Below are 23,789 nucleotides of genomic sequence, written 5' to 3' on the forward strand. Positions count from 1 at the left end.
CGGTTATTGCTGGGTCAATTGGGTCCACAGCGCCGGGGCGCCGGCAGATTTGGCGATCGCCTCCAGACGCGCCGCGTGTTCGGCCATGTCCTGCTCACTGGCGCGAATGATCGTGGTGGGCTGGCGATCTGCTGGCAGGCGGCGGATTTCCGAAGGGCGATTGCCCGAGCCTTCTGCCGAGCCGTTGCCATCCGACGCGTTGCCGGCCAGGGACAGGCTGGTCTGGCCACCGGTCATGGTCAGGTAAACGTCGGCGAGAATCTCGGAGTCGAGCAAGGCGCCGTGGAGTTCACGACCGGAGTTGTCGACGCCATAGCGTTTGCACAATGCATCGAGGCTGTTGCGCTGGCCCGGGTGACGCTCACGCGCCATCATCAGGGTATCGAGGATCGAGCAGTGCTGGGTAATGTCAGCCCGATCGGTCTGGCCCATCAGCGCAAATTCGTTGTTGATGAAGCCAACGTCGAACGCCGCGTTATGGATGATCAGCTGCGCGCCGTTGATGAACTCGAAGAACTCATCGGCCACTTCGGCAAACCGCGGCTTGCCCACCAGGAATTCGTTGGTGATGCCGTGGACGCCGATGGCGCCTTCATCACTTTCCCGATCCGGTTGCAGGTAGACGTGGAAGTGCCGGCCAGTGAGGCGGCGGCCCATCAGTTCGACGCAGCCGATTTCAATGATCCGGTGGCCGTCGGTCACCGGCATGCCGGTGGTTTCGGTATCGAGTACAACAGATCGGATGGCCATCAGGGTTCAGCTCTCAACGGTTTGGTACATTTCAAGGGGCGGGATCTTAACACGTCAGCCGGCATCAGCTCTGCTTGTAGCCGCGCACGTCATCCACGCCACGGTTGGCCAACTGGTCGGCCCGCTCGTTACCCGGGTGGCCGATGTGCCCGCGCACCCACTTCCAGGTGATGTTGTGGCGGTTGCATTGCTCATCAAGCAACTGCCACAGGTCGGCGTTTTTCACCGGTTCCTTGGCGGCGGTCTTCCAGCCGCGCTTCTTCCAGTTGACCATCCACTCGTTGATGCCTTTCATCACGTACTGGGAGTCGGTCACTAGCAACACGTCACAACGACGCTTGAGCTCTTCAAGGCCGCGAATCGCGCCCATCAGCTCCATGCGGTTGTTGGTGGTGTTGGCCTCGCCGCCCCACAGTTCCTTCTCCACGCCCTTGCACACCAGCAAGGCGCCCCATCCGCCGGGACCGGGGTTGCCCTTGCAGGCGCCATCGGTGAAGAGTTCTACGCTATCGGTCATTTCACTATCCATCAAAGCGGGATCCATCAAAGCGGGTTGCCGATAATCGACCGACAAGGGCCCGAGGTCGAGAGGCTCGACCTGAAATCAAAAAAGGTAGGTTTACTGCTCGCTCTGCTTGCGATTGACCTTGGCCATCGGCATCGGCACCAGCTTGCCCATCGGTTCGCGGCGTACCTGGCGCACCGGGCGCAGGCCAACGACGATCTTGCGCGCCACCAACAGGTAGAAACCACCACCGGACAATTGCCAGGCACCGGCCCTGCGCTCCCAGCCGGCCAGCCGGCCCTGCCACTTGGCAGACGCAAGCGGCGGACGATAGCACCCGAAGCGGCGTTTCTCCAGCGCAAAGCCCAGCAGGTTCAACCAGTCGCCCACCCGCGACGGCGAGATACAGCGCGCCTGGCGCAGCCCGTCGTGGGCGAACACGTGGCGCAAACCCCAACTGCTCCAGGGGTTGATACCGATGATCAGCAAATGGCCACCTGGGCGCACACTGCTGGCCGCTTCACGCAGCAAACCGTGGGGCGACAGGCAGAAATCCAGCCCATGCTGCAACACCACCACGTCGGCGGCATGCTCGCTCAACGGCCAGGCCTGCTCCTCGCACACGATTTCAACACCCGGCAACGGCGCCCCCAGGCGCACATTGCGTTGCACCTGAGGCGCCGACGGCGGGGTTTGTGCCGACGGACCGTAATGCACCAGGTAACCGCCAAAGAACCGGCCCAGCTCGTCTTCGAGCATGCGCCGCTCCTCATCCAGCAAAAATTGCCCGATAGGCCCGGACAGCCATTCACGGGCGGCACCGATCAGTGCCAGCCACTCGGGGTCGGCCTGGGCGAACGCTTTATCAGTCATTGCATTCTCCAACTCGCCAAGAAGTTCTAAGATGCACCAATGTGTTCAGCTTGGCGAATCAAAGAATGATACAGATCAGTGCCCTGCCCGCCTTCACCGATAACTACATCTGGTTGTTACAGGATCAGCCGAACAAGCGCTGCGCCGTGGTCGACCCCGGTGATGCCGCGCCCGTGCTGGCTTGGCTCCAGCAGCACCCCGACTGGACCCTCAGCGACATCCTGGTGACTCACCATCACCATGATCATGTCGGCGGCGTCGAGCAACTTAAACGTGTTTCGGGCGCCACGGTCTACGGCCCGGCCAATGAAAAGATCCCGGCGCGGGACGTCGCACTCCAGGATAACGACCGGATCAACGTGCTGGGCTGGGACTTCCAGGTGTTTGCCGTACCCGGCCACACCCTCGGCCATATCGCCTTTTATCACCAGGGCGTGCTGTTCTGTGGTGACACCCTGTTCGCCGCCGGTTGTGGCCGCCTGTTCGAAGGCACCCCGCAACAAATGCACACCTCCCTGGAGCGCCTCGCGGCATTGCCGGCGAACACGCTGGTGTACTGCACCCACGAATACACACAAAGCAACCTGAAATTCGCCCAGGCCGTGGAACCGCATAACGCGGATATCGCCGAACGGGTGGAGAACGTCCGGCAACTGCGGGCCAACGGCGAGATGACGCTGCCCTCGAACCTGGCCCTGGAAAAACTCACTAACCCTTTTTTGCGCACCTCTGAAACATCCGTTAAAGAAAAAGCGGACGAACGGAATGGCCGGGATAACCGGGCCGGGAGCGAGGTGTTTGCTAGCTTGAGGTCTTGGAAAGATACGTTCTAAGCGCGCGGAATTTAGTACGGAATTTCTGAATGGTTGACCGCAACCCAAGCGCTTTCTAGAATCGCCCGACATTTTTGCCCGGAACTTACTTCCAGCCAATGTCGTCATCTATTCGTAAAACCAACCATTCAGACGCATTGACCCGCCTGGCTCAAGCCGTGGCGGTGGCTGTGTCCGCTACTCTGGCGGGCTGCCAATCGACTAATTTTGCCGCACAATCCACCGTGCAACCCAAGCCAAACCTTACCGCCAAGATCAAGCAAAAACCCCTTTGGCTATCAGAGAAGCCAAGCCCGGAAGTGCCCCAGGATGTCTGGGAACGCATGCGCCGGGGCTTTCAATTGCAGGACGGGTTAGGCGTCAACCCGCGCATTGAACAGCAACGATTGTGGTTTGCCAGCAACCCTTCCTTTCTTGAGAACGCCGGCGAACGCGGCAGCCTCTACATTCATTACATCGTCGAACGCCTTGAAGAGCGCAACATGCCCCTGGAGCTGGCGCTGCTGCCAGTGATTGAAAGCGCCTACAACCCGATGGCCTATTCCCGCAGCGATGCGGTCGGCCTGTGGCAGTTCGTTCCCGCCACCGGGCGCTACTTCAACCTGCGCCAGACCCGCGCCTACGACGGCCGCCGCGACATCACCGCCTCCACCACCGCCGCCCTGGACTACCTGACACGTCTGCATGACATGTTCAACGGCGACTGGCTGCTGGCCCTGGCGGCTTACAACGCAGGTGAAGGCACGGTCAGCCGGGCCATCGAGCGTAACGAGAAGCTCGGCTTGCCGACAGACTACTGGAACCTGCCACTGCCCCAGGAAACCAAGGACTACGTGCCGAAGTTCCTGGCGCTGTCCCAGGTGGTGCTGGCCCCCGAGGCATACGGTGTCAACCTGAACCCGATTGCCAACACGCCGTACTTTGAAGTGGTAGAAATCAAAACGAGCATGGACCTGTCACGGGTCGCCGCGCTGGCCGAGATTGACGAAGACGAACTGTTCCAGCTCAACCCCGCCCTGAAGCAGCGCACCACCCTGGACGGCCCGCAGCATTTGCTGGTGCCCACCTCCAAGGCGCAGTTGCTGGCCAGCAGCCTTTCGGCGATGAAGCCGGAAGAATTGCTGAGCATGCGCCCGAAAAAGCCGGTGTTCGACGACGTTGAGCACAAGGCCATTGCCGGTCGCACCCGCAACTACAAGGTCCGCAGCGGCGATAACCTGACGCTGATTGCCAAGGCCAACAAGGTCGATGTGCATGATTTGCAGCGCTGGAACAAGCTCAATGGCCAGGCGCTGAAGGTCGGCCAGACCCTGGTGATGCAGGACACCCGCAAGCTGGTGGCCAAGGCCGACAGCAAGAAGCCGGTGCAATACAAGGTCAAGAAGGGCGACTCGCTGTACATCGTCGCCAAGCGCTTCAACGTCGAGATGCAACATCTCAAGCGCTGGAACCCGCGCACTGGCCAGGCGCTGAAGCCCGGGCAGATGCTGGTGGTTTCCGGGCCACGCTAAGCAGCAAATACAGGGGGGAACGGGCGACCGTTCCCTCTTTTTTGTTCACCCTCCTTATCACCCCCCAAGCCTGTAGTCTTCCTCCCACGGCACCAGCCTTTTTCCAATCGGAACAAGCTGTTACTGTACGGCTCATAAAGCCCAAGCCGCCTGGATCGGATCTCTGACTTGAAGCGTCCCCTCCTTCTACTAATAAGTCTGGCCTTGAGCTTTTCCGCGAACGCGACCATTACCGAGAGCCACGGTTATGCGCAGTTCGGCGTGCTCAAGTACCCGGCCAAATTCACCCACTTCGACTGGGTAAACCCTGCAGCGCCAAAAGGCGGCACACTGCGGGTGATGGCGTTTGGCACGTTCGACACCCTCAACCCTTATACCTTCAAGGGCTCAAGCCCGGTCTCCACCGCCAACTTCCTGCAATACGGCGTCAACGAGCTCAATGAGCCGCTGATGGTCGGCACCGGCCAGTACGCCCCGTCCGGCGATGAACCGACGTCCAGCTACGGCCTGATTGCCCAATCGGTGGAATACAGTGAGGACCGCAGCTGGGTAGTGTTCAACCTGCGCCCTGAAGCACGCTTCCACGATGGCAAGCCGATTACCGCCTACGACGTGGCGTTTTCCTATCGCACGCTGCTGACCGAAGGCCACCCGCAGTACCGCACCAACCTGCAGGAAGTCGCCCGGGTCGACATTCTCAATCGGCATCGCATTCGTTTTGTGTTCAAGCGTGCCGGCAACCCGTTGCTGATCCTGCGCCTTGGGGAGCTTCCGGTATTGCCCCAGCATTACTGGAAAAACCGTGACTTCAAGGCCACCACCTTCGAGCCGCCGCTGGGCAGCGGGCCTTACCGCATCACAAAGGTCTCGCCGGGACGCCAGCTGGTGTTCGAACGGGTCAAGGATTACTGGGGCAAGGACCTGGCGGTCAACCGTGGTTTCTATAACTACGACAAGGTCGAGGTGGAGTTTTACCGTGACAGCGACGTGGCTTTCGAAGCGTTCAAGGCCGGCGAGTTCGATATCTATATCGAGCACCAGGCGAAGAACTGGGCCAATGGCTATAACTTCCCGGCGGTCAACCGTGGCGATGTGATCAAGGCGCAGATCGCCCACCAGATTCCGACCCAGAGCCAGGGCCTGTTCATGAACAGCCGGCGCCCGACCTTCAGCCAGGCCAAGGTGCGCGAAGCCCTGGGCTTGATGTTTGATTTCGAGTGGACCAACCGCACCCTGTTCAGCGGCGCCTATAAACGCACCCTCAGCTACTACCCCAACAGCGAATTCTCCGCCACCGGCGTGCCCACCGGTCATGAGTGGCTGATGCTCTCACCCTATCGCGATCAACTGCCGGCCAACCTGTTTACCCAACCCTTCAGCCTGCCCCAGACCGACGGTCGCGGCATCCCCCGGGACACCCTGCGCCGCGCCCTCGCGTTGCTGGCCGACGCCGGCTGGAAGCTGTCCGGGCAACGCCTGCTCAACAGTGACGGCCAGCCGCTGCGCCTGGAGATCCTGCTGGTGAATCCGAACCTGGAGCGCATCCTGCAACCCTATGTCGAGAATCTGACCAGCATCGGCGTCGATGCCCGCTTGCGTACGGTAGACCGCGCACAGTACAAACAGCGCCTCGATCAATTCGACTTCGACATGATTCTGATGACCCTCAACCAGACCCTCAGCCCCGGCCTTGAGCAGTGGCAGTATTTCCACTCCAGCCAGGCGGCGGTCAAGGGCAGCAAGAATTACGCAGGCATCGCCAACCCGGTGGTCGACCATCTGCTGGACCAACTGCTGGCGGCGCAAACCCGCGAAGAACAATTGGCCGCCGGCCGGGCGCTCGACCGCGTCCTGCTGTGGCAGCACTACAGTATTCCCAACTGGTACCTCAACTATCATCGCCTGGCGTACCGCAACCGGTTCGCCTTCGTCACCACGCCGCCCTACAGCCTGGGCCTGAGCGCGTGGTGGCTGAAAGCTTCGGAGAAAGCCCAATGATACCTTTGCGTACTGTGATCCTTGGCAGCCTGTTGTTGTGCGGCGCCGCCAATGCGGCCCCGCAACATGCCCTGACCCTCTACAACGAACCACCCAAGTACCCCGCCGATTTCAAGCATGTCGACTACGTCAACCCGGATGCCCCCAAGGGCGGCACCTTCCGCGAGTCCAGCATGGGCGGCTTCGACAGCCTCAACCCGTTCATCAGCAAGGGCGTGCCGGCCGACAACATCGGCCTGATCTACGACACCCTCGCCCAGCAAAGCCTGGACGAACCCATCACCGAATACGGCCTGGTAGCCGGCAAGATCGAAAAGGCCCCGGACAACAGCTGGGTGCGCTTCTACATTCGCCCCGAAGCGCGCTTTCACGACGGCCACCCGATCCGCGCCGAAGACGTGGTGTTCAGCTTCCAGACGCTGATGAAAGACGGCTCGCCGATCTACAAAACCTACTACGCCGACGTCGATGAGGTGGTCGCCGAAGACCCGCTGCGCGTGTTGTTCAAGTTCAAGCGCACCAATAATCGCGAACTGCCGCTGATCCTCGGGCAACTCACGGTATTGCCCAAGCATTACTGGGAGACCCGGGACTTTTCCAAGGGCAACCTGGAGATTCCATTGGGCAGCGGCCCGTACAAGGTGGCCGAGGTCAAGGCCGGGCGTTCGATCCGCTACGAGCGGGTCAAGGATTACTGGGCCAAGGACCTGCCGATCAACAAGGGCTTCTACAACTTCGATTACCGCGTCACCGATTACTACCGCGACAACACCGTGGCCCTTGAAGCGCTGAAGGCCGGGCAGTTCGATTACTGGCTGGAGATCAGCGCGAAAAACTGGGCGAACGCCTACAACACCCCCGCCGTCGCCCAGGGCCGCCTGATCAAGGAAGAAATCCCCAACGGCAACCCCACCGGGATGCAGGGCTTCGTGTTCAACATCCGTAAGCCGATGTTCCAGGATGTTCGGGTACGCAAGGCCATCAGCCTGCTGCTGGACTTCGAATGGAGCAACAAGCAGCTGTTCAACGGCGCCTACACTCGCAGCCGCAGCTATTTCGAAAACTCCGAGATGGCCGCGACCGGCCTGCCCGGCCCGGACGAACTGGCGATTCTTGAGCCGCTGCGGGACAAGATCCCGCCCCAGGTGTTTACCGATGCCTTCGAGCCGTCGAAGACCGACGCCAGCGGCATGATCCGCACCCAGCAACGCGAGGCTTATCAGTTGCTGCAAGAGGCCGGCTGGAAGATCGTCGATGACAAGATGGTCGACACCACGGGGAAACCGGTGACCATCGAGTTCCTGCTGGCCCAGACCGAGTTCGAACGCATCCTGCTGCCGTTCAAGCGCAACCTGGCCGACCTGGGGATTGACCTGGTGATTCGCCGGGTGGATGTCTCCCAGTACATCAACCGCATCCGCTCGCGGGATTTCGACATGGTGGTGGGCGGCTTCCCGCAGTCCTCCTCGCCGGGTAACGAGCAGCGTGAGTACTGGAAGTCGTCCAGCGCCGACAAACCCGGCAGCCGCAACTACATCGGCCTGAAAGACCCGGCCATCGACCAACTGGTGGAAGAACTCATCGACTCCGACTCGCGCAAGAGCCTGGTGGCCCACGCCAAGGCCCTGGACCGCGTGCTGCAGTTCGGCTACTACGTGATTCCCAACTGGCACATCAAGACCTTCCGCGTGGCCTATTGGGACCACCTCGGCCACCCGAAAGTCTCACCGCGCTATGACGTCGGCACCGCCACCTGGTGGAGCAAACCCGACGCCAAACCTGCGGTAACCCTGGACACCAACCAGACCGCCGATCCGGCGAGCGGGGGCGACTGAGATGCTGGCCTATATTGTTCGCCGACTGCTGCTGATCATCCCGACCCTGTTCGGCATTTTGCTGATCAACTTTGTGATCATCCAGGCCGCCCCCGGTGGCCCGGTGGAGCAGATGATCGCCAAGCTGGAAGGCTTTGAAGGCGCCACCAGCCGTATCGCCGGTGGCGGTGCCGAAGTCTCGGTGGCCGGCTCCAGCTACCGCGGTGCCCAGGGCCTGGACCCGGCACTGGTGAAGGAAATCGAGAAGATGTACGGCTTCGACAAGTCGGCGCCGGAACGCTTGTGGATCATGGTCAAGAACTACGCCCGGCTGGATTTTGGCGACAGCTTCTTCCGTGATGCCAAGGTCATCGACCTGATCAAGGAAAAGATGCCGGTGTCCATCTCCCTCGGGCTGTGGAGCACGCTGATCATGTACCTGGTGTCGATCCCGCTGGGCATCGCCAAGGCCACGCGACACGGCAGCCATTTCGACGTGTGGACCAGTTCGGCGATCATCGTCGGCTACGCGATCCCGGCGTTCCTGTTTGCGATCCTGCTGATCGTGGTGTTCGCCGGCGGCAGTTACTTCGACTGGTTTCCGTTACGCGGGCTCACCTCCAACAACTTTGACGAGTTGAGCTGGGGCGGCAAGGTCCTCGATTACTTCTGGCACCTTGCGCTGCCGGTGACCGCGCTGGTGATCGGCAACTTCGCCACCATGACGCTGCTCACCAAAAACAGCTTCCTCGACGAGATCAACAAGCAATACGTGGTCACCGCCAAGGCCAAGGGCCTGACCAACCACCGCGTGCTGTACGGCCATGTGTTTCGCAACGCGATGCTGCTGGTGATTGCCGGCTTCCCGTCGGCCTTTATCGGCATCTTCTTTACCGGTTCCTTGCTGGTGGAAGTGATCTTTTCCCTCGACGGCCTGGGCCTGATGAGCTTTGAAGCGGCGATCAACCGCGATTATCCGGTGGTGTTCGGCACGCTGTTCATCTTCACCCTGCTGGGGCTGGTGGTGAAGTTGATCGGCGACCTCACCTACACCCTGGTCGATCCGCGCATCGACTTCGCCAGCCGGGAGCATTGAGATGAATCTATCCCCCCTCAATCGTCGCCGGTTCGAGCGCTTCAAGGCCAACAAACGTGGCTGGTGGTCGCTGTGGCTGTTCCTGATCCTGTTCGGCCTGAGCCTGGGCGCCGAGTTGATCGCCAACGACAAGCCACTGGCGGTGCATTACGACGGCGAATGGTATTTCCCGGCCCTCAAGCGCTACCCCGAGACCACCTTCGGCGGTGAATTCCCGCTGGAAGCCAACTACAAAAGCCCCTATATCCAGGAGCTGCTCAAAGCCAAGGATGCCTGGACGTTGTGGGCACCGATCCCGTTCAGCTACCAGAGCATCAACTACGACCTGAAGGTTCCGGCCCCGGCCCCGCCGTCGCGGGACAACCTGCTGGGCACCGATGACCAGGGCCGCGATGTGCTGGCGCGGGTGATCTACGGCTTCAGGATTTCCGTGCTGTTTGCGCTGACGCTCACCGTGCTCAGTTCGATCATCGGCGTTATCGCCGGCGCGTTGCAGGGTTTCTATGGCGGCTGGGTCGACCTGGCCGGCCAGCGGTTCCTGGAAATCTGGTCCGGCTTGCCGGTGCTGTACCTGTTGATCATCCTCGCCAGTTTCGTGCAGCCCAATTTCTGGTGGCTGCTGGGGATCATGCTGCTGTTTTCCTGGATGAGCCTGGTAGACGTGGTGCGCGCCGAGTTCCTGCGCGGGCGTAACCTGGAATACGTGCGGGCGGCCCGGGCGCTGGGGATGCAGAATGGCGCGATCATGTTCCGGCATATCCTGCCCAACGCCATGGTTTCGACCATGACCTTCATGCCGTTCATCCTGACCGGTGCCATCGGCACCCTCACCGCCCTGGACTTCCTGGGCTTCGGCCTGCCCGCCGGCTCGCCGTCCCTGGGCGAACTGGTGGCCCAGGGTAAATCCAACCTGCAAGCGCCGTGGCTGGGTATGAGTGCCTTTGCCGTGCTGGCGATCATGTTGAGTTTGCTGGTGTTTATCGGCGAGTCCGCTCGCGATGCCTTCGACCCGAGGAAATGAGATGAATCAGGACAATCTGATCGAAGTCCGCGACCTCTCTGTCGAGTTCGTCGTAGGCAACAGCCACCAGCGGGTGGTGAACAACGTCAGCTTCGATATCAAGCGCGGCGAAACCCTGGCGCTGGTGGGCGAAAGCGGCTCGGGCAAGTCGGTGACGGCGCACTCGATCCTGCGCCTGCTGCCCTACCCGCTGGCACGCCACCCTTCGGGCACGATCCAGTACGCCAACCACGATTTGCTGACGCTCAAAGAAAAGACCCTGCGGCATATTCGCGGCAACCGCATTGCGATGATTTTCCAGGAGCCGATGACCTCGTTGAACCCGCTGCATTCCATCGAGAAGCAGATCAACGAAGTGCTCGGCCTGCACAAGGGGCTGACCGGCAAGGTCGCCACCCGACGCACCCTGGAGTTGCTCGAACTGGTGGGCATCCCCGAACCCCACAAGCGCCTCAAGGCCCTGCCCCATGAGCTGTCCGGCGGCCAACGCCAGCGGGTGATGATTGCGATGGCCCTGGCGAATGAGCCGGAGTTGCTGATTGCGGACGAGCCGACCACGGCACTCGACGTCACGGTGCAGTTAAAGATCCTGGAGTTGCTCAAGGAACTGCAGGCGCGCCTGGGCATGGCCTTGCTGTTGATCAGTCACGACCTGAACCTGGTAAGGCGCATTGCCCACCGGGTATGTGTGATGCAAAAAGGCTGCATCGTTGAACAGGCCGAGTGCGAAACCCTGTTCCAGTCGCCCAAACATCCATACACCCAGGAACTGCTGGCGGCAGAACCCAGCGGTGGCCCTGCCACCAATGAAATCGGCCCGCCGTTGCTGGAAGTCGAGGACCTAAAAGTCTGGTTCCCGATCAAGAAAGGCTTCTTGCGCAGCACCGTCGACTACGTCAAGGCGGTGGACGGCATCAACTTCAGCCTGCCCCAGGGCCAGACGCTGGGCATCGTCGGTGAAAGCGGCTCGGGCAAATCCACTCTGGGCCTGGCGATTTTGCGGCTGATCGCGAGCAAAGGCGGCATTCGGTTCGAAGGCCATCAGATGGACAAACTGAGCCAGCAGCAGGTGCGCCCGCTGCGCCGGGAAATGCAGGTGGTGTTCCAGGATCCGTTCGGCAGCCTGAGCCCGCGCATGTGCGTGAGCGAGATCGTCGGCGAAGGCCTGCGCATCCACAAGATGGGCACTGCGGCCGAACAGGAAGCAGCGATCATCGCCGCGCTCAAGGAAGTAGGCCTGGACCCGGAAAGCCGGCATCGCTACCCCCACGAATTCTCTGGAGGTCAACGCCAGCGCATCGCGATCGCCCGGGCCCTGGTGCTCAAGCCCCGCCTGATCTTGCTGGATGAGCCCACCTCGGCCCTCGACCGCACCGTGCAGCGCCAGGTGGTAGAGCTGCTGCGCCACCTGCAAACCAAGTACAACCTGACCTACCTGTTCATCAGCCACGACCTGGCGGTGGTCAAGGCCTTGAGTCACCAGTTGATGGTGGTCAAGCACGGGCAGGCGGTGGAGCAAGGGGATGCACCTGCGATTTTCGCCAACCCCCGGCATGCCTACACGCGGCAATTGCTGGAGGCGGCGTTTCTGGTGCCCGCCACCCCGCAGTAACCTCTTCGCACGTGCCCCGGGTGCTCCGGGGCGCGGCTACATAAGTACCGACTGCATGCGGTTCACGCTGTTGATACTGCTCGACTTCATCTATCACACAGTGAAGTCACCATGCCCCCACCAGAACCCGTTTCACCTCCGACGTTTCGCCCAACCTACACGCCGGAATTCATCAGCGACGAGGACGTCGTCGCCTACGCCCATGCACTGATTGGCGAGCAGCGAGATCGAGAGTATGGCGGTTATATCTTCAAACGCGGCGAGCGGTTTATTGCCACAACGCCCTTGAGCGGTTCGACTTTCAGTTTCACACCGGCCGAGGTTTATCCCAGGACCGCAGCCGGACACCCAACACGGCCCCGCCACTTGGACTTGGTGGGCATTTATCATTCCCACCCCGACGTCCTCACCGACCCGCTGGAAATCAACTCCTTTTCCACCGGCGACATTTATGCGGCCATCAAGCTCTACGAGCAGACACCGGGAGCAGCCTGTTACTTGTCTAATCCGGACGGTTCGCTGCTCAAGTTTACCCCCACGGACTCCGACCTGACCCAGGCCCTGCTGCTGCGCGTCACCCCCAAGGAACCCAACGGCAAGATCAGCCCCCTGAGCGAGGAGCTGGCTGCCGGGACGGCCAGCCGGTTGAGCTTCGTTCAACAAGTGGCCGGCGCCGGACGCCTGCAAGTCATCCGTGCCAGCCAACTGTGGCGTTTTGTGGGCGACGTTTCGCCCAAATGGCAACCGCTGCACCAAGGCAACGACTTGATCAATGCCGAGCGCCTGGGGCCGTCTTTCCTCAAGCCGGAAGAAGCACTGAACTGGTTACTGCAACACCTGCCCCACTCAACCACCCATACACTCAGCGCGGGCCTGTTGCTGACCCACACCCATGAGAAACATGTGGTGCCCACCTACCCACTGGCAATCAATGACCCGGGCTTTGCCATCGAGAGCCTGTTGCCGGGCAATGATGTGGGAGTGGTGGAGTTGCCAACGGACTACACCATCAGCGGCGTCTACTTCGCACCGTTGCGCAACCGCTCCGACAGCAGCGTCCTGGCTCTGAACGGCAAGGGTCTGTTTGTCTCGCCCGAATTGATATTCGCCCTGTTGTCAAAACTGCTCCAGCACCCCGACCTGTCCGCCTACTTCTACACCCTGGAAGCGACACTTTTTCAATACACCTCCCTGGGCACCCCGGAAGAAAAACACCTTCTCGACGTCCTCATCCCGTTCGGCGGCAGCCGCTGCCAGGTGCATCGCACCCTGGCCAATGGCACCCTGAGCCCCGAAGCGTTCATTCGGCAAGTGGCAGCGGCGGGCGAATTACGCGTACTGCACCCTCATGGCTCATGGACCCGCCACGGCCGGATCCCGGCCGACTGGGCACCTGCAACCCCCACCCTGATCAATGATCGCTCCCTCACGCCAGTCATGCGGCAACGCTTTATCGACGCCGACGACGCTGTGCACGCCATGACCCAAGAGCTTGAAGCCTACGATCTGGCCATCATCGGAATTGTTCTAGAGAACCGGCTACATGACACTTACGTCACAAGCATCGGACTGTCCGGGAGTACGCTTGACTACCACTACATCGGGCCCTTTTCCCCGCAGGCCTCTCGACGCCCGGCGCTGCCCCAAGGCTATGTGCCGCGAGGGATTTACTTCCGTCCCCGGCACTCGGATCTCACTCCAACGCCGGAGCCCTATCCGAACGCCGGCACTTTTTTCCACCCGCAGGCCTTTGAGTTTTTCTTCCAGCTCAGGGCCTATGGCCTGGATATAAGCGAGGCCTACTGGGCGAGCACCGAGGGCGCCTTGATCAAGTACACCTCACGCAACTCCATTGAAGAGTTTGTATTTGGCGGCATGATGGTCCCCGCAACGCCTGACAGTGCCAGTCAGATACAGAACGACCTGAATGCAGGGGACCTTTCCCTGGAAATTTTCATTTCCACCTGGGCGCAAGCCGGAGAGCTCTCCGTACTGCGCACCGATTCGTATTGGCCGCAGCGCGGCGTGTATGTTCCCACCGCGCCCGGTTGGTTCGAAACTCAGGACTGATTCAGCCCTCAAAAGTCCGTAGAGGCCGACAGCCCCCGCCAGGTACTCAGCTCCTGCTGGACATAGGCCAGCTTGGCCTCGGTCACCCGCAAGGTATCGGTGCCCAATGCCAGGCGCAGCGGTGGCTGTTCAGCCTCCACCAGCTTGAGCATGGCCACCGCCAGCTTGTCCGGGTCGCCGGGCTGCTGCTGGTTGTAGACCTTGGCCAGTTTGCGCACCTCGCCCGAGGTGGCGGCGTAGTCCTCGATGCTCGCCGGCGACTCCACCAGGGAGTTGCTGTCGAGGAAGTCCGTGCGGAAATACCCCGGTTCAACCACGGTGACCTTGATGCCCAGCGGGGCGAGTTCGCCATGCAATGCTTCGCTCAAGCCTTCGACGGCAAACTTGGTGGAGCAATAAACCCCATACCCCGGCGCCGACTGGAAGCCGCCCACCGACGAGATATTGATCACATGCCCGCTGCGCGCCTCGCGCATAAAGGGCAACACGCCGCGTGTGACGTTAAGCAGGCCGAACACGTTGGTTTCATACAGCCGACGAATCTCATCGGCAGACGCCTCCTCCACCGCGCCCAACAAGCCGAAACCGGCGTTATTGACCAGCACATCGATACGCCCGAAGTGTTCGACAGCGGCGCGGGCCACTTCAGCGGCCAGGGATTCGTGGGTCACATCCAGTTGCACCGCCAGCAGGCCAGGTTGCTCGCCAAATCGCTCAATCACCGCTTGAGCATTACGGGCGGTCGCCACTACCGCGTCGCCGTGGGCCAGCGCTGCCGCGACGATTTTTGCACCGATGCCCCGGGAAGCCCCGGTCACCAGCCAAACACGCTTGAAGGAATGTGCCGTTGTCATGATCCGTACCTGATGGAGTGAAAGTGAAGCCAAGGTACGCCGCCGCATTAGCCTGAAAAACCCTCTCGTGCTACAAGCACTATGAAACTGAACTTCATAATGGAAATCCGATGAACCTTGATCCGTTCAATGGCTTGACCGAATTTCTCGCCGTCGCCGAATTGAAGAACTTCACCCAGGCCGCCGCACGCCTCGGGGTCACACCGACGGCTGTCAGCCATGCGGTCAAAACCCTGGAGAAACGCACGGGCGTGGTGTTGTTTCAGCGCACCACGCGGCGGGTGGCGCTGACCGAAGCCGGGATGACGCTTTACAGCCGCTTGCGCCCCGCCGCCGGGGAAATCGACGAAGCCCTGGCGGCCCTCAGCGGCTACCGCGACCGGCCCATGGGCACCCTGCGCCTGACGGTGCCGCGCCTGTCGGGCAAGCTGTTGATCGAGCCGTTGATCCCACGTTTTCGTGAGGCGTTTCCGGATGTGGTGCTGGACATTTCCCTGGACGACGCCACCGTGGACCTGGTGACCGAGGGCTTCGATGCCGGGATTCGACTGGGGGAATCCATCGACAAGGACATGGTTGCCGTGCGCCTCACACCGGATCTGAACTGGTCGGTGGTGGGCGCTCCCGACTACTTCGCCAAGGCCGGTAAACCGGCGACGCCCGAGGAGCTGACTGCCCATCAAACCATCGGCTATCGCTTCCTGACCGCCGGTACCGCGCACCGCTGGGAATTTGAGCGGGCGGGCCGGGAATTCACCGTCGGCGTTCAAGGCGGGCTGATCGTCAATGATCGCAACCTGATGATCGCCGCCGCCCGGGCCGGCCAGGGCCTGGCTTATGTGAGTGACTTTGAGGTGATGGACGACCTGGCCGCAGGCACGCTGGTGCAAGTGCTGCAATCCTTTGTGCCACCCAGCAGCGGGCTGTACCTGTATTTTCCCGCCCGAACCCAGAGCCAGCCGAAACTGCGGGCCTTTATCGACCTGGCGACCGCCTGGGTCGCCGAGCAGCGCATTGGCTAAGCCAGTGCAAAAGCAAACCAATATCATTTGCACCGTGCCCGGCCCTTTGGTTTAATCGCGACCAATTCTTATTTACCCCAAGGCTTTTGCGCCAGATGGATACTGTGTCGACCTCGCCCTCCTCGTTCAGCGACCTCTATGGCAATCACCATTCCTGGCTGCTGGGGCTGCTGCGCAGGCGCCTGAGCAATCGCTGGGATGCAGCGGACCTGGCCCACGACACCTTTATCCGGGTGCTCAAGCGCCCGCCCGCCGAGGCCGACGAGACCCGGGAGCGCTCCTACCTGGCCACCGTCGCCCGGGGCCTGTGCATCGATCACTGGCGCCGTCGCCAACTGGAACACGCGTGGCTGCAAAGCCTCGCGGATCGGCCGGTGGCGTTGCAGCCGTCGCCGGAGCAACGGGCAATCATTGTCGAAACCTTGTACGAAGTGGACGCCATGCTCGCGCGCCTGCCTCACAAGGTCCGCGAAGCGTTCCTGCTCGCGCAGTTGCAGGGCCTGCCCTACAAGCAGATCGGCATTCAGCTCGGGGTGGGCGAACGCATGGTGAAAAAGTACATGGCCCAGGCACTGCTGCATTGCGCAGTGCTGGAAGCGGAGCTGGACGGGATGCTGGTGGAATGAACGGCCCCGGAAAACTCAGCCACGCCAGCCTGGAACAGGCGGCCCAGTGGTACGTGCGCCTGCAGGATCAGCCAGACGCGACCCAGCACTGGCAGGCATGGCTTGGACAAAGTCCCGAGCACCAGGCCGCCTGGGGTTATGTAGAGCGGGTCAGCCAGCGCTTTGCGCCGCTGGCCGAACAAGCCCATGGCGCCAGCCGCGCCCTGCGCAGTTCCCGGCGGCAAACCCTCAAGACGCTTCTGGTGCTGTGCGCCGGCTCGACACTGGCCTGGGGCGCCTGGCGCAACACCACCCTGCCCCGGCGGGTGGGCGGCTGGCGTGCCGATTACGCCACCGCCGGCGGCGAAACCCGCGAGGCCGTGCTGGAGGACGGCAGCCGCCTGTGGCTGAACGCGTTGAGTGCCCTGGATGTGCGTTTCGACAGCGTGCAGCGCTTGCTGCACCTGCGCTTCGGTGAAGTGCTGATCGAGACCGCCAGGGACCCAGGCCGTCCGTTCCTGGTGGAGACCGAACAGGGCCGCCTGCGGGCGCTGGGCACCCGGTTCAGCGTGCTGCAGGACGGCGACAGCACGCTGCTCAATGTGTTTGAGGGCCGGGTCGAAGTGCGCACCGCCGCGAGCCATCAGGTACAAATCACCGAGGCCGGGCAACAAGTGTCCTTCACCCGTGACGGGTTCACCGCCCGCTTACCGGCGTCCGCCACCCGCGAAGCCTGGAGCCGCGGCGTGTTGCTGGCGGACAACCTCCCGCTTGGCCAACTGATCGCCGAACTCAACCGCTATCGCCCGGGCCACCTGGGGTGCGATCCGGCCGTGGCCCACTTGCCCGTGATGGGCGCGTTCCCGCTCAAGGACAGCGACCACGCCCTGCGCCTGCTACAGGCCGCCCTGCCGATTCGGGTCGACACGCTCATGCCGTGGTGGGCCACGGTCAGGCCCAAAAACCCGACCGCATAAAAAACTTTCAGCCGTCAGTTCCCTTTTCCACAACTCGTTCGGTTAACCCAGCAGATGCTTTCAATCAGCCGATCGATTTGATCCAAAGGGAATGTTCATGTCGCAACCCGTTCGCTTTGCCTTGCGCCCCCTGGCGCTGGCCGTTACCACCACCTTTGTGTGCCTGGGCGCGCTCAACGTGCAGGCCGCCGAAGCTCCATCCACCCAGGAAGCCGCCCGCAACTACAGCATTGCGGCGGGCTCTTTGGTCAACGTGCTGAACAGCTTCGCCGAGCAGTCCGGGATATTCATCGTCGGTCACAACAGCCTGGCAGCCGGCAAGACCAGCCCGGGCCTGAATGGCAGCTACACCCCGGCCAGCGGTTTGCAGCGTCTGTTGCAGGGCAGCGGCCTGCAAGCCCTGTCCCAGGGCAACAACGGATACGTGCTGGAATCGATTCCGGCCAACACCGGCGCCCTGGAGCTGGGCGCCACCACCATCTCCGGCGAAGGCCTGGGCGCCACCACCGAAGACACCCACTCCTACACCACCGGCGCCATGGCCTCGGCCACCGGCCTGGCCCTGTCGATGCGCGAGACGCCGCAATCGGTGACGGTCATCACCCGCCAGCAAATGGACGACCAGGGTTCCAACAGCATCGCCGACACCCTGCGCCGCGCGCCCGGTGTGAGCGTGCAGAACTACGACAGCGAACGCTGGGAGTTTTCCAGCCGTGGCCTGCCGATCACCAACTTCCAGTACGACGGCGTCAACTCCACCTACGACGGCGTATATGACTACGGCACCACCAGCACCGACATGGCGGTGTATGACCGCCTGGAAATCATCAAGGGGTCGGCGGGCCTGATGTCCGGCTCCGGCGACCCTTCGGCCACGGTCAACCTGATTCGCAAAAAGCCCACCCGGGAATTCAAGGCTTCGGTCACCCAAACGTTTGGCTCGTGGGATAACTACCGCACCGAAGGCGATCTTTCCGGGCCGCTGACCGATTCCGGCAACGTGCGCGGGCGCTTTGTCGGGGTGTACCAGGATCGCCAGTCGTACCAGGATCACTACCAGAACACCAAGGACATCGCCTACGGCATCCTCGAAGCCGACTTGACGCCCGACACCCTGCTGACCTTCGGCATCGACCAGCAAGACACCCGCTCCCGTGGCGCCAGCTGGACCGGCTTCCCGATGTACTTCAGCAACGGTTCGCGCACCGATTTCTCGCGCTCCTTCAACCCGGCCGCCGACTGGAGCCGCCGCGACTTCCAGAACCAGACCCTGTTTGCCTCGGTGGAACACAAGCTGGCGAACGACTGGTCGCTGAAAGTCAGCCTGGACCGCAAGCGCAGCCAGCACGACACCCTGCTCGCCTCCGCCAGCGGCGGCAACCCGGACCAGGCCACCGGCGACGGTATGTTCATGTTCATGGGCAAGTACAAGGGTGACCAGGTGCAAAACACCCTGGACATCAACCTCAACGGCCCCTTCAGCCTGTTCGGTCGGGAGCACGAGTTGATCATGGGCTTCATGGCCAGCCGGGCCAAACAGGACGTGCCGGTATACGGCTCAGTCTACCCGCCGGTGGGCGGCAGCATTTATGACTGGCGCGGTGAATACCCGAAACCCGACATCCCCCGCAGCGGCCAGAACGACATCGTGCAGCGCCAGACCGGCGCGTACCTGGCCACACGCTTGAAACCCACCGACGACCTGTCTGTGATTCTCGGCACCCGTGTGAGCAATTTCAGCGGCACCGACAACACCGACTTCTATGACCCGACCAAGGCTGACAACCGCCTCACCTACCGCCAGACCGGCATCGTCACGCCCTATGCCGGCATCGTCTTCGACCTCAATGACATCTGGTCGGTCTACACCAGCTACACCAAGATCTACAAGCCGCAAAACAGCAAGGACGCCGACCGCAAGTTGCTTGATCCGATTGAAGGCGACACCTATGAAGCCGGGCTCAAGGCGGCGTTTTTCGACGGCCGCCTGAACGCCAGCTTTGCCGCGTTCCGCATCGAACAGGACAACGTCGCGCAGTACGTCTCCGGGTTTGAAACCGACTCGGTGTATCGCCCGATTGCCGGCGCCACCACCAAGGGCTTTGAAGTCGAACTGGCCGGTGAAGTGCTGGACGGCTGGAACGTCTCGGCGGGCTATACCTATCAGCACACCCGTGACGCCAACGGTGACTATGTCTACGGTTCTGTGCTGCAAACCACCACGCCCCAGCAAGTGGTGCGGCTGTTCAACACCTATCGCCTGCCCGGCGCCCTGGAGAACCTCACCGTGGGCGGCGGCGTGAACTGGCAGAGCGAGTTCTTCGGCAACGTGTTCCAGCCGGATCCCAATGACGCGGTGAATTTCGGCCACAACTCACGCATTACCCAGGACAGCTACTTCCTGGTCGACCTCATGGCGCGCTACCGCTTCAACGAGCACCTGAGCACCACGTTGAACGTGAAAAACCTGTTCGACAAAAAGTACTACACCGGCCTTGGCAACTTCGGCACCGGTTTTTACGGCGAGCCGCGCAGCCTGCAATTGGCGACCCGCTGGGATTTCTGACCTGACGGCCATGGCGGCTGCGCCCATGGCTGTGTAATGATCTGCGCTCGATCTTGCTCGGGATGGAGCTGCAGACATGTCGCTGAACGCCATTGACCCACTGTCACGGGCACCACGCTTCTGGCGCGATGAGGCCCTGCCTTTTATCGAGGCCCGGACCATCTCCGATGGGCGCAAGGTCTGCTATACCCGGCATTCCCATGAACACTTTTCCATCGGCGCAATCACCGCTGGCAAAAGCCTGTACATCAATGGCCAGTCCACCTTCCAGATCAGCGCCGGCACGGTGGTGCTGATGAACCCTGGCGATGTCCACGCCTGCAATCCCCTCTACGATCAGCCCTGGTCGTATCACATGCTGTACATCGACACGGCCTGGCTGACGGACCTGCAGCACCAGCTCGGTTTCAGCAGCGACGAAGGCTTTCGCGCCTTTACCGCCACTCATACCCGTGACGTCGTGCTATATGACGGCTTGATCGAACTGTATGAAGTCCTGGTCGACGAGCAGGCCGAACACCTGCACAAGCAGAGCGCCGTGGTGAGTTTTTTCACCGAAGTGCAGCAACGCCTTAACCCCTCGACAACGCCGATACGCGAGGTGAATCACAAGCTGGAGCGGGCCGCCGAGTACATTCGCGAACACTGCACCGAGGCCCTGAAGCTGGAGGACATTTGCCAGGCCGCCGAACTGTCGCCGTCGTACCTGATCCGCGCGTTCAAGCAGTATTACGGCATGACGCCCCACGCGTTCCTGGTCAACCGGCGCATTCAGTTTGCCCGCACCCGGTTGCGCAATGGAGAGCTGATCGCCGACGTGGCACTGGCCGCCGGGTTTGCCGACCAGGCGCATTTCCAGCGCACGTTCAAACAGCACCTGGCGGCGACGCCGGGGCAATACCGCGGCTGACTCAGGCCAGTAGCAGATACCCCACGCTGGCCACCAGCAAGGCGGCCATCGAGCGATTGAACAGGCGCATGCCCTGGGGGTTGCTCAGGTAGCGTCGCAGGAAGGTCCCGGCGTAAGCCCAGCACGCCACCGACAGGTAGCAAATCACCAGGTAGATCGTCGCAAACAGCCAGACCTGTTGCGCATCGCCATCGGCCACGAACAAGCCCATCCCCGCCACACACGCCAGCCAGGCCTTGGGATTGAGCCACTGCATGATCGCCCCATAAAGCATCGACGGTGCCGTGGCTGTGCCGTCGGCCTCCAGGCGCCCATCGTCGACCGCCAGTTTCCAGGCCATGTACAACAGGAACGCCACCCCGCCCCATTGAATCACTTGGGTCAGCAGCGGCCAGCGCACCAGCACCTCATGCAACCCCAGGCCGATCAGCACCAGCAGCAAGGTGAACCCCAGCGCCGCCCCGGACACATGCTTTTGGCTGGCGGCAAACCCGAAGCGTGCGCCTGAACTGATGGCCACCACATTCACCGGTCCCGGCGTGATGGACGTGGCCAGGGCGAAGGCGGCCATGGAAATGATCAAGCTCATTGCGGTTCCTTTTTCTTGTGATGGGTGACGACGGGACTACGGTAAAGCGCGATCCGGTTGGGGTATTGAAGAAAATAACCCTGCCCGCACTATTTTGTATACATCTGTAGACTTATTCCCTTTTCAGTCCTAGAGTGGGTCCGGCACCCCTTCCCACACGCTGGAGAAACACATGGCAGAAACCGTCCTGGTCACCGGTGGCACCGGCTACATCGCCGGCTGGTGCATCGCGGGCCTGTTGCAACAGGGTTATCACGTACGCGCCAGCGTGCGCAGCCTGTCCAGGGAACCGGCGTTGCGCGCCGCCTTGAGCCGCCTTGCCGTGGACCCCACTCACCTGAGCTGCTTCGCCGCCGACCTGACCCGTGACGACGGCTGGGACGACGCCCTGCGCGGTTGCGACTACGTGCTGCACGTGGCCTCCCCCCTGGGCCTGGACGCGCCGCAAACCATTGACGAGATGATCACCCCGGCCCGCGACGGCACCCTGCGTATCCTGCGGGCCGCCACACGGGCTGGCGTGCGTCGGGTGGTGATGACCAGCGCCGCCACGGTTGCCACCCCGCCGCTGCAAGGCCCCGACAGCCTGAGCGACGAGTCCGTATGGTTTGACCCCGCCGAAACCAACGTCACCCCTTACCGGCAAGCCAAGCGCCAAGCCGAACGGGCTGCCTGGGACTTCATCGCCGAGCAGTCGGGCAGCACCACACTGACCACGATTTTGCCGGGCGCGGTGTTCGGGCCGATCATGGGCGCCGACAACCTCGGCTCAGTCCAGGTCATTGCCCGCCTGCTGCAGGGTCGGGCCAAGGGCAACCCGCGCCTGGGGTTCGAGGTGGTGGACGTTCGCGACCTGGCCGAACTGCACATCCGCGCCATGACCCTGCCGGAGGCGGCTTCACAGCGGTTTCTGGCAGTGGGTGAATTCCTGTGGATGGCGCAGCTATCCGGCTTGCTGCGCACCGAATTGGGCGCGGCGGCGAGCAAGGTACCCACCCGCGATATTCCGGATTGGCTGTTGCGCGTGCTGGCACGCTTCGACCCGCTGCTGCGCGGCCTCACCCCGAACCTGGGCCGGGCCCATCGCCATAGCGCCGAAAAAGCCCGGCACCTGTTCGGCTGGCAAACCCGCCCCGCCCGTACAACCGTGATCGACTGCGCCCGCAGCCTGATCCACTACAAGGCGCTATAGACGTTTTTATTCCATTGATATAACTGCATTTTTTTCTTTGAGCGGGGCATTTTCGATAGACAAAAATGCGTTTGGGCCGGGCCTGGCCGGTGCTAGAGTCCAGCGCTTACCCACCCGATGGATCACTGCAAAAAGGAATCGCCATGTCACGTCGCTTATTGGCAGCTGCCTGCCTGTTGCTGTCTTTCTCTGCGGTCCAGGCCGCCGAACGTTGGGAAACCCTGCCACCCACCCCGGCACCGATTGCCGGCGCCAAGACCGGCTATGCAGCGGTCAACGGCATCAAGGTCTACTACACCAAAACCGGCCACGGCTCGCCGGTGATCCTGCTGCATGGCGGCTTGTCCAATTCCGACTACTGGGGCAACCAGGTGAGAGCGCTGGCGGCCAAGCACACGGTGATCAGCCTCGACAGCCGTGGCCACGGGCGCAGTTCGCGGGACGAGAAGCCCTACGGTTACGACCTGATGGCCGACGATGTGGTCGCCGTGCTCGATACCCTGAAAATCCCCCGCGCCGATATCGTCGGCTGGAGCGATGGTGCGATCATCGGCATCGACCTCGCGCTGCGTCATCCCGACCGTATCAACAAGGTATTTGCCTTTGCCGCCAACACCCAGACCGCCGGGGTCAAGGATGGCGTGGAGAAGAACCCGACCTTCGCCGCCTTCATCGAACGGGCCGGCAAGGAGTACGGCAAGCTGTCGCCGACGCCGAAAGAGTACGACGCGTTTGTCGAGCAGATCAGCCACATGTGGGCCAGCCAACCGAACTGGACCGACGCGCAACTGGCGTCCATCAAGACGCCGATCCTGATTGTCGACGGTGACCATGATGAGGCGATCAAGCGTGAGCACACCGAATACATGGCCACGACGATTCCGGGCGCAGGCCTGCTGATTCTGCCGAACACCAGCCACTTTGCGTTCCTGCAAGACCCGACGTTGTTCAATGCGGCACTGCTGGACTTCCTCGACAGCAAATAGACGCT

At 61.9% G+C, this 23,789-nt stretch carries 20 protein-coding genes; 15 read left to right on the plus strand and 5 right to left on the minus strand.

Translation table 11 applies throughout. From position 1 onward, the window contains the following. Window positions 1–3 precede the first annotated feature (3 nt). The 3 genes from dnaQ to HKK54_RS29385 all read right to left on the minus strand — a co-directional run bounded on the left by dnaQ (window position 4) and on the right by HKK54_RS29385 (window position 2,128). Window positions 4–744, minus strand: a complete 741-nt coding sequence (dnaQ, locus tag HKK54_RS29375; RefSeq protein ID WP_169389386.1) for a DNA polymerase III subunit epsilon — start codon at window positions 742–744, stop codon at window positions 4–6. Window positions 745–814: 70 nt separating this feature from the next. Further along, window positions 815–1,267 (minus strand): ribonuclease HI, encoded by a 453-nt coding sequence (gene rnhA, locus HKK54_RS29380; RefSeq protein WP_010171667.1) that lies wholly within the window; start codon window positions 1,265–1,267, stop codon window positions 815–817. A gap of 102 nt (window positions 1,268–1,369) precedes the next feature. Then, on the minus strand, window positions 1,370–2,128 hold the full coding sequence (locus HKK54_RS29385; RefSeq protein ID WP_010171669.1) for a class I SAM-dependent methyltransferase: 759 nt from the start codon (window positions 2,126–2,128) through the stop codon (window positions 1,370–1,372). A gap of 65 nt (window positions 2,129–2,193) precedes the next feature. Here HKK54_RS29385 and gloB point away from each other — a divergent pair, with 65 nt between their 5' ends. The 8 genes from gloB (at window position 2,194) to HKK54_RS29425 (ending at window position 14,083) form a co-directional block, all read left to right on the plus strand. After that, window positions 2,194–2,961: a hydroxyacylglutathione hydrolase gene (gloB, locus tag HKK54_RS29390; protein WP_169388750.1), complete on the plus strand. Its 768-nt coding sequence runs from the start codon at window positions 2,194–2,196 to the stop codon at window positions 2,959–2,961. Between the two features lie 98 nt (window positions 2,962–3,059). Next, window positions 3,060–4,472, plus strand: coding sequence for a lytic transglycosylase domain-containing protein (locus tag HKK54_RS29395; RefSeq protein ID WP_010171672.1), 1,413 nt, complete (start codon window positions 3,060–3,062; stop codon window positions 4,470–4,472). 168 nt (window positions 4,473–4,640) lie between these two features. Beyond that, on the plus strand, window positions 4,641–6,470 hold the full coding sequence (locus tag HKK54_RS29400) for an extracellular solute-binding protein (RefSeq protein WP_169388751.1): 1,830 nt from the start codon (window positions 4,641–4,643) through the stop codon (window positions 6,468–6,470). Further along, window positions 6,467–8,305, plus strand: a complete 1,839-nt coding sequence (locus HKK54_RS29405; protein ID WP_169388752.1) for an extracellular solute-binding protein — start codon at window positions 6,467–6,469, stop codon at window positions 8,303–8,305. The genes HKK54_RS29400 and HKK54_RS29405 overlap by 4 nt, the downstream gene beginning before the upstream one ends. A gap of 1 nt (window position 8,306) precedes the next feature. Further along, entirely contained in the window at window positions 8,307–9,380 is a 1,074-nt protein-coding gene (locus HKK54_RS29410) for a microcin C ABC transporter permease YejB (protein WP_003207463.1), read from the plus strand. A 1-nt stretch (window position 9,381) separates the two neighbouring features. After that, window positions 9,382–10,401: an ABC transporter permease gene (locus HKK54_RS29415; RefSeq protein ID WP_169388753.1), complete on the plus strand. Its 1,020-nt coding sequence runs from the start codon at window positions 9,382–9,384 to the stop codon at window positions 10,399–10,401. 1 nt (window position 10,402) lies between these two features. Beyond that, window positions 10,403–12,013: an ABC transporter ATP-binding protein gene (locus tag HKK54_RS29420; RefSeq protein WP_169388754.1), complete on the plus strand. Its 1,611-nt coding sequence runs from the start codon at window positions 10,403–10,405 to the stop codon at window positions 12,011–12,013. Between the two features lie 111 nt (window positions 12,014–12,124). Continuing rightward, window positions 12,125–14,083 (plus strand): DUF4329 domain-containing protein, encoded by a 1,959-nt coding sequence (locus HKK54_RS29425; protein ID WP_169388755.1) that lies wholly within the window; start codon window positions 12,125–12,127, stop codon window positions 14,081–14,083. Between the two features lie 8 nt (window positions 14,084–14,091). Here the strand turns inward: HKK54_RS29425 and HKK54_RS29430 are convergent, their stop codons facing one another. Next, entirely contained in the window at window positions 14,092–14,937 is an 846-nt protein-coding gene (locus HKK54_RS29430) for an oxidoreductase (protein WP_169388756.1), read from the minus strand. Window positions 14,938–15,047: 110 nt separating this feature from the next. Between HKK54_RS29430 and HKK54_RS29435 the strand changes: the two genes are divergently transcribed. The 5 genes from HKK54_RS29435 (at window position 15,048) to HKK54_RS29455 (ending at window position 21,017) form a co-directional block, all read left to right on the plus strand. After that, window positions 15,048–15,959 carry a LysR family transcriptional regulator gene (locus HKK54_RS29435; RefSeq protein ID WP_169388757.1) on the plus strand — a complete coding sequence of 304 codons (912 nt, stop codon included), beginning with the start codon at window positions 15,048–15,050 and terminating at the stop codon, window positions 15,957–15,959. 95 nt (window positions 15,960–16,054) lie between these two features. Further along, complete coding sequence (locus HKK54_RS29440) at window positions 16,055–16,585, plus strand: sigma-70 family RNA polymerase sigma factor (RefSeq protein WP_169388758.1); 531 nt, start codon at window positions 16,055–16,057, stop codon at window positions 16,583–16,585. Beyond that, window positions 16,582–17,541 (plus strand): FecR domain-containing protein, encoded by a 960-nt coding sequence (locus HKK54_RS29445; RefSeq protein ID WP_010171691.1) that lies wholly within the window; start codon window positions 16,582–16,584, stop codon window positions 17,539–17,541. Before HKK54_RS29440 ends, HKK54_RS29445 begins: the two co-directional genes overlap by 4 nt. Window positions 17,542–17,638: 97 nt before the next feature. Then, window positions 17,639–20,107, plus strand: coding sequence for a TonB-dependent siderophore receptor (locus HKK54_RS29450; RefSeq protein WP_442962317.1), 2,469 nt, complete (start codon window positions 17,639–17,641; stop codon window positions 20,105–20,107). Between the two features lie 76 nt (window positions 20,108–20,183). After that, a complete protein-coding gene (locus HKK54_RS29455) occupies window positions 20,184–21,017 on the plus strand; it encodes an AraC family transcriptional regulator (RefSeq protein WP_169388760.1) in 834 nt (277 codons plus the stop codon). 1 nt (window position 21,018) lies between these two features. Here HKK54_RS29455 and HKK54_RS29460 read toward each other — a convergent pair whose 3' ends face one another. Then, window positions 21,019–21,606: a LysE family translocator gene (locus tag HKK54_RS29460; protein WP_169388761.1), complete on the minus strand. Its 588-nt coding sequence runs from the start codon at window positions 21,604–21,606 to the stop codon at window positions 21,019–21,021. A gap of 172 nt (window positions 21,607–21,778) precedes the next feature. Here HKK54_RS29460 and HKK54_RS29465 point away from each other — a divergent pair, with 172 nt between their 5' ends. Next, entirely contained in the window at window positions 21,779–22,798 is a 1,020-nt protein-coding gene (locus tag HKK54_RS29465; protein WP_169388762.1) for an NAD-dependent epimerase/dehydratase family protein, read from the plus strand. A gap of 143 nt (window positions 22,799–22,941) precedes the next feature. After that, a complete protein-coding gene (locus HKK54_RS29470; protein ID WP_169388763.1) occupies window positions 22,942–23,784 on the plus strand; it encodes an alpha/beta fold hydrolase in 843 nt (280 codons plus the stop codon). Window positions 23,785–23,789: the final 5 nt, after the last annotated feature.

Origin of the sequence: Pseudomonas sp. ADAK13 (assembly GCF_012935715.1) — a bacterium.
In the GTDB taxonomy this organism is placed as follows: Bacteria; Pseudomonadota; Gammaproteobacteria; order Pseudomonadales; family Pseudomonadaceae; genus Aquipseudomonas.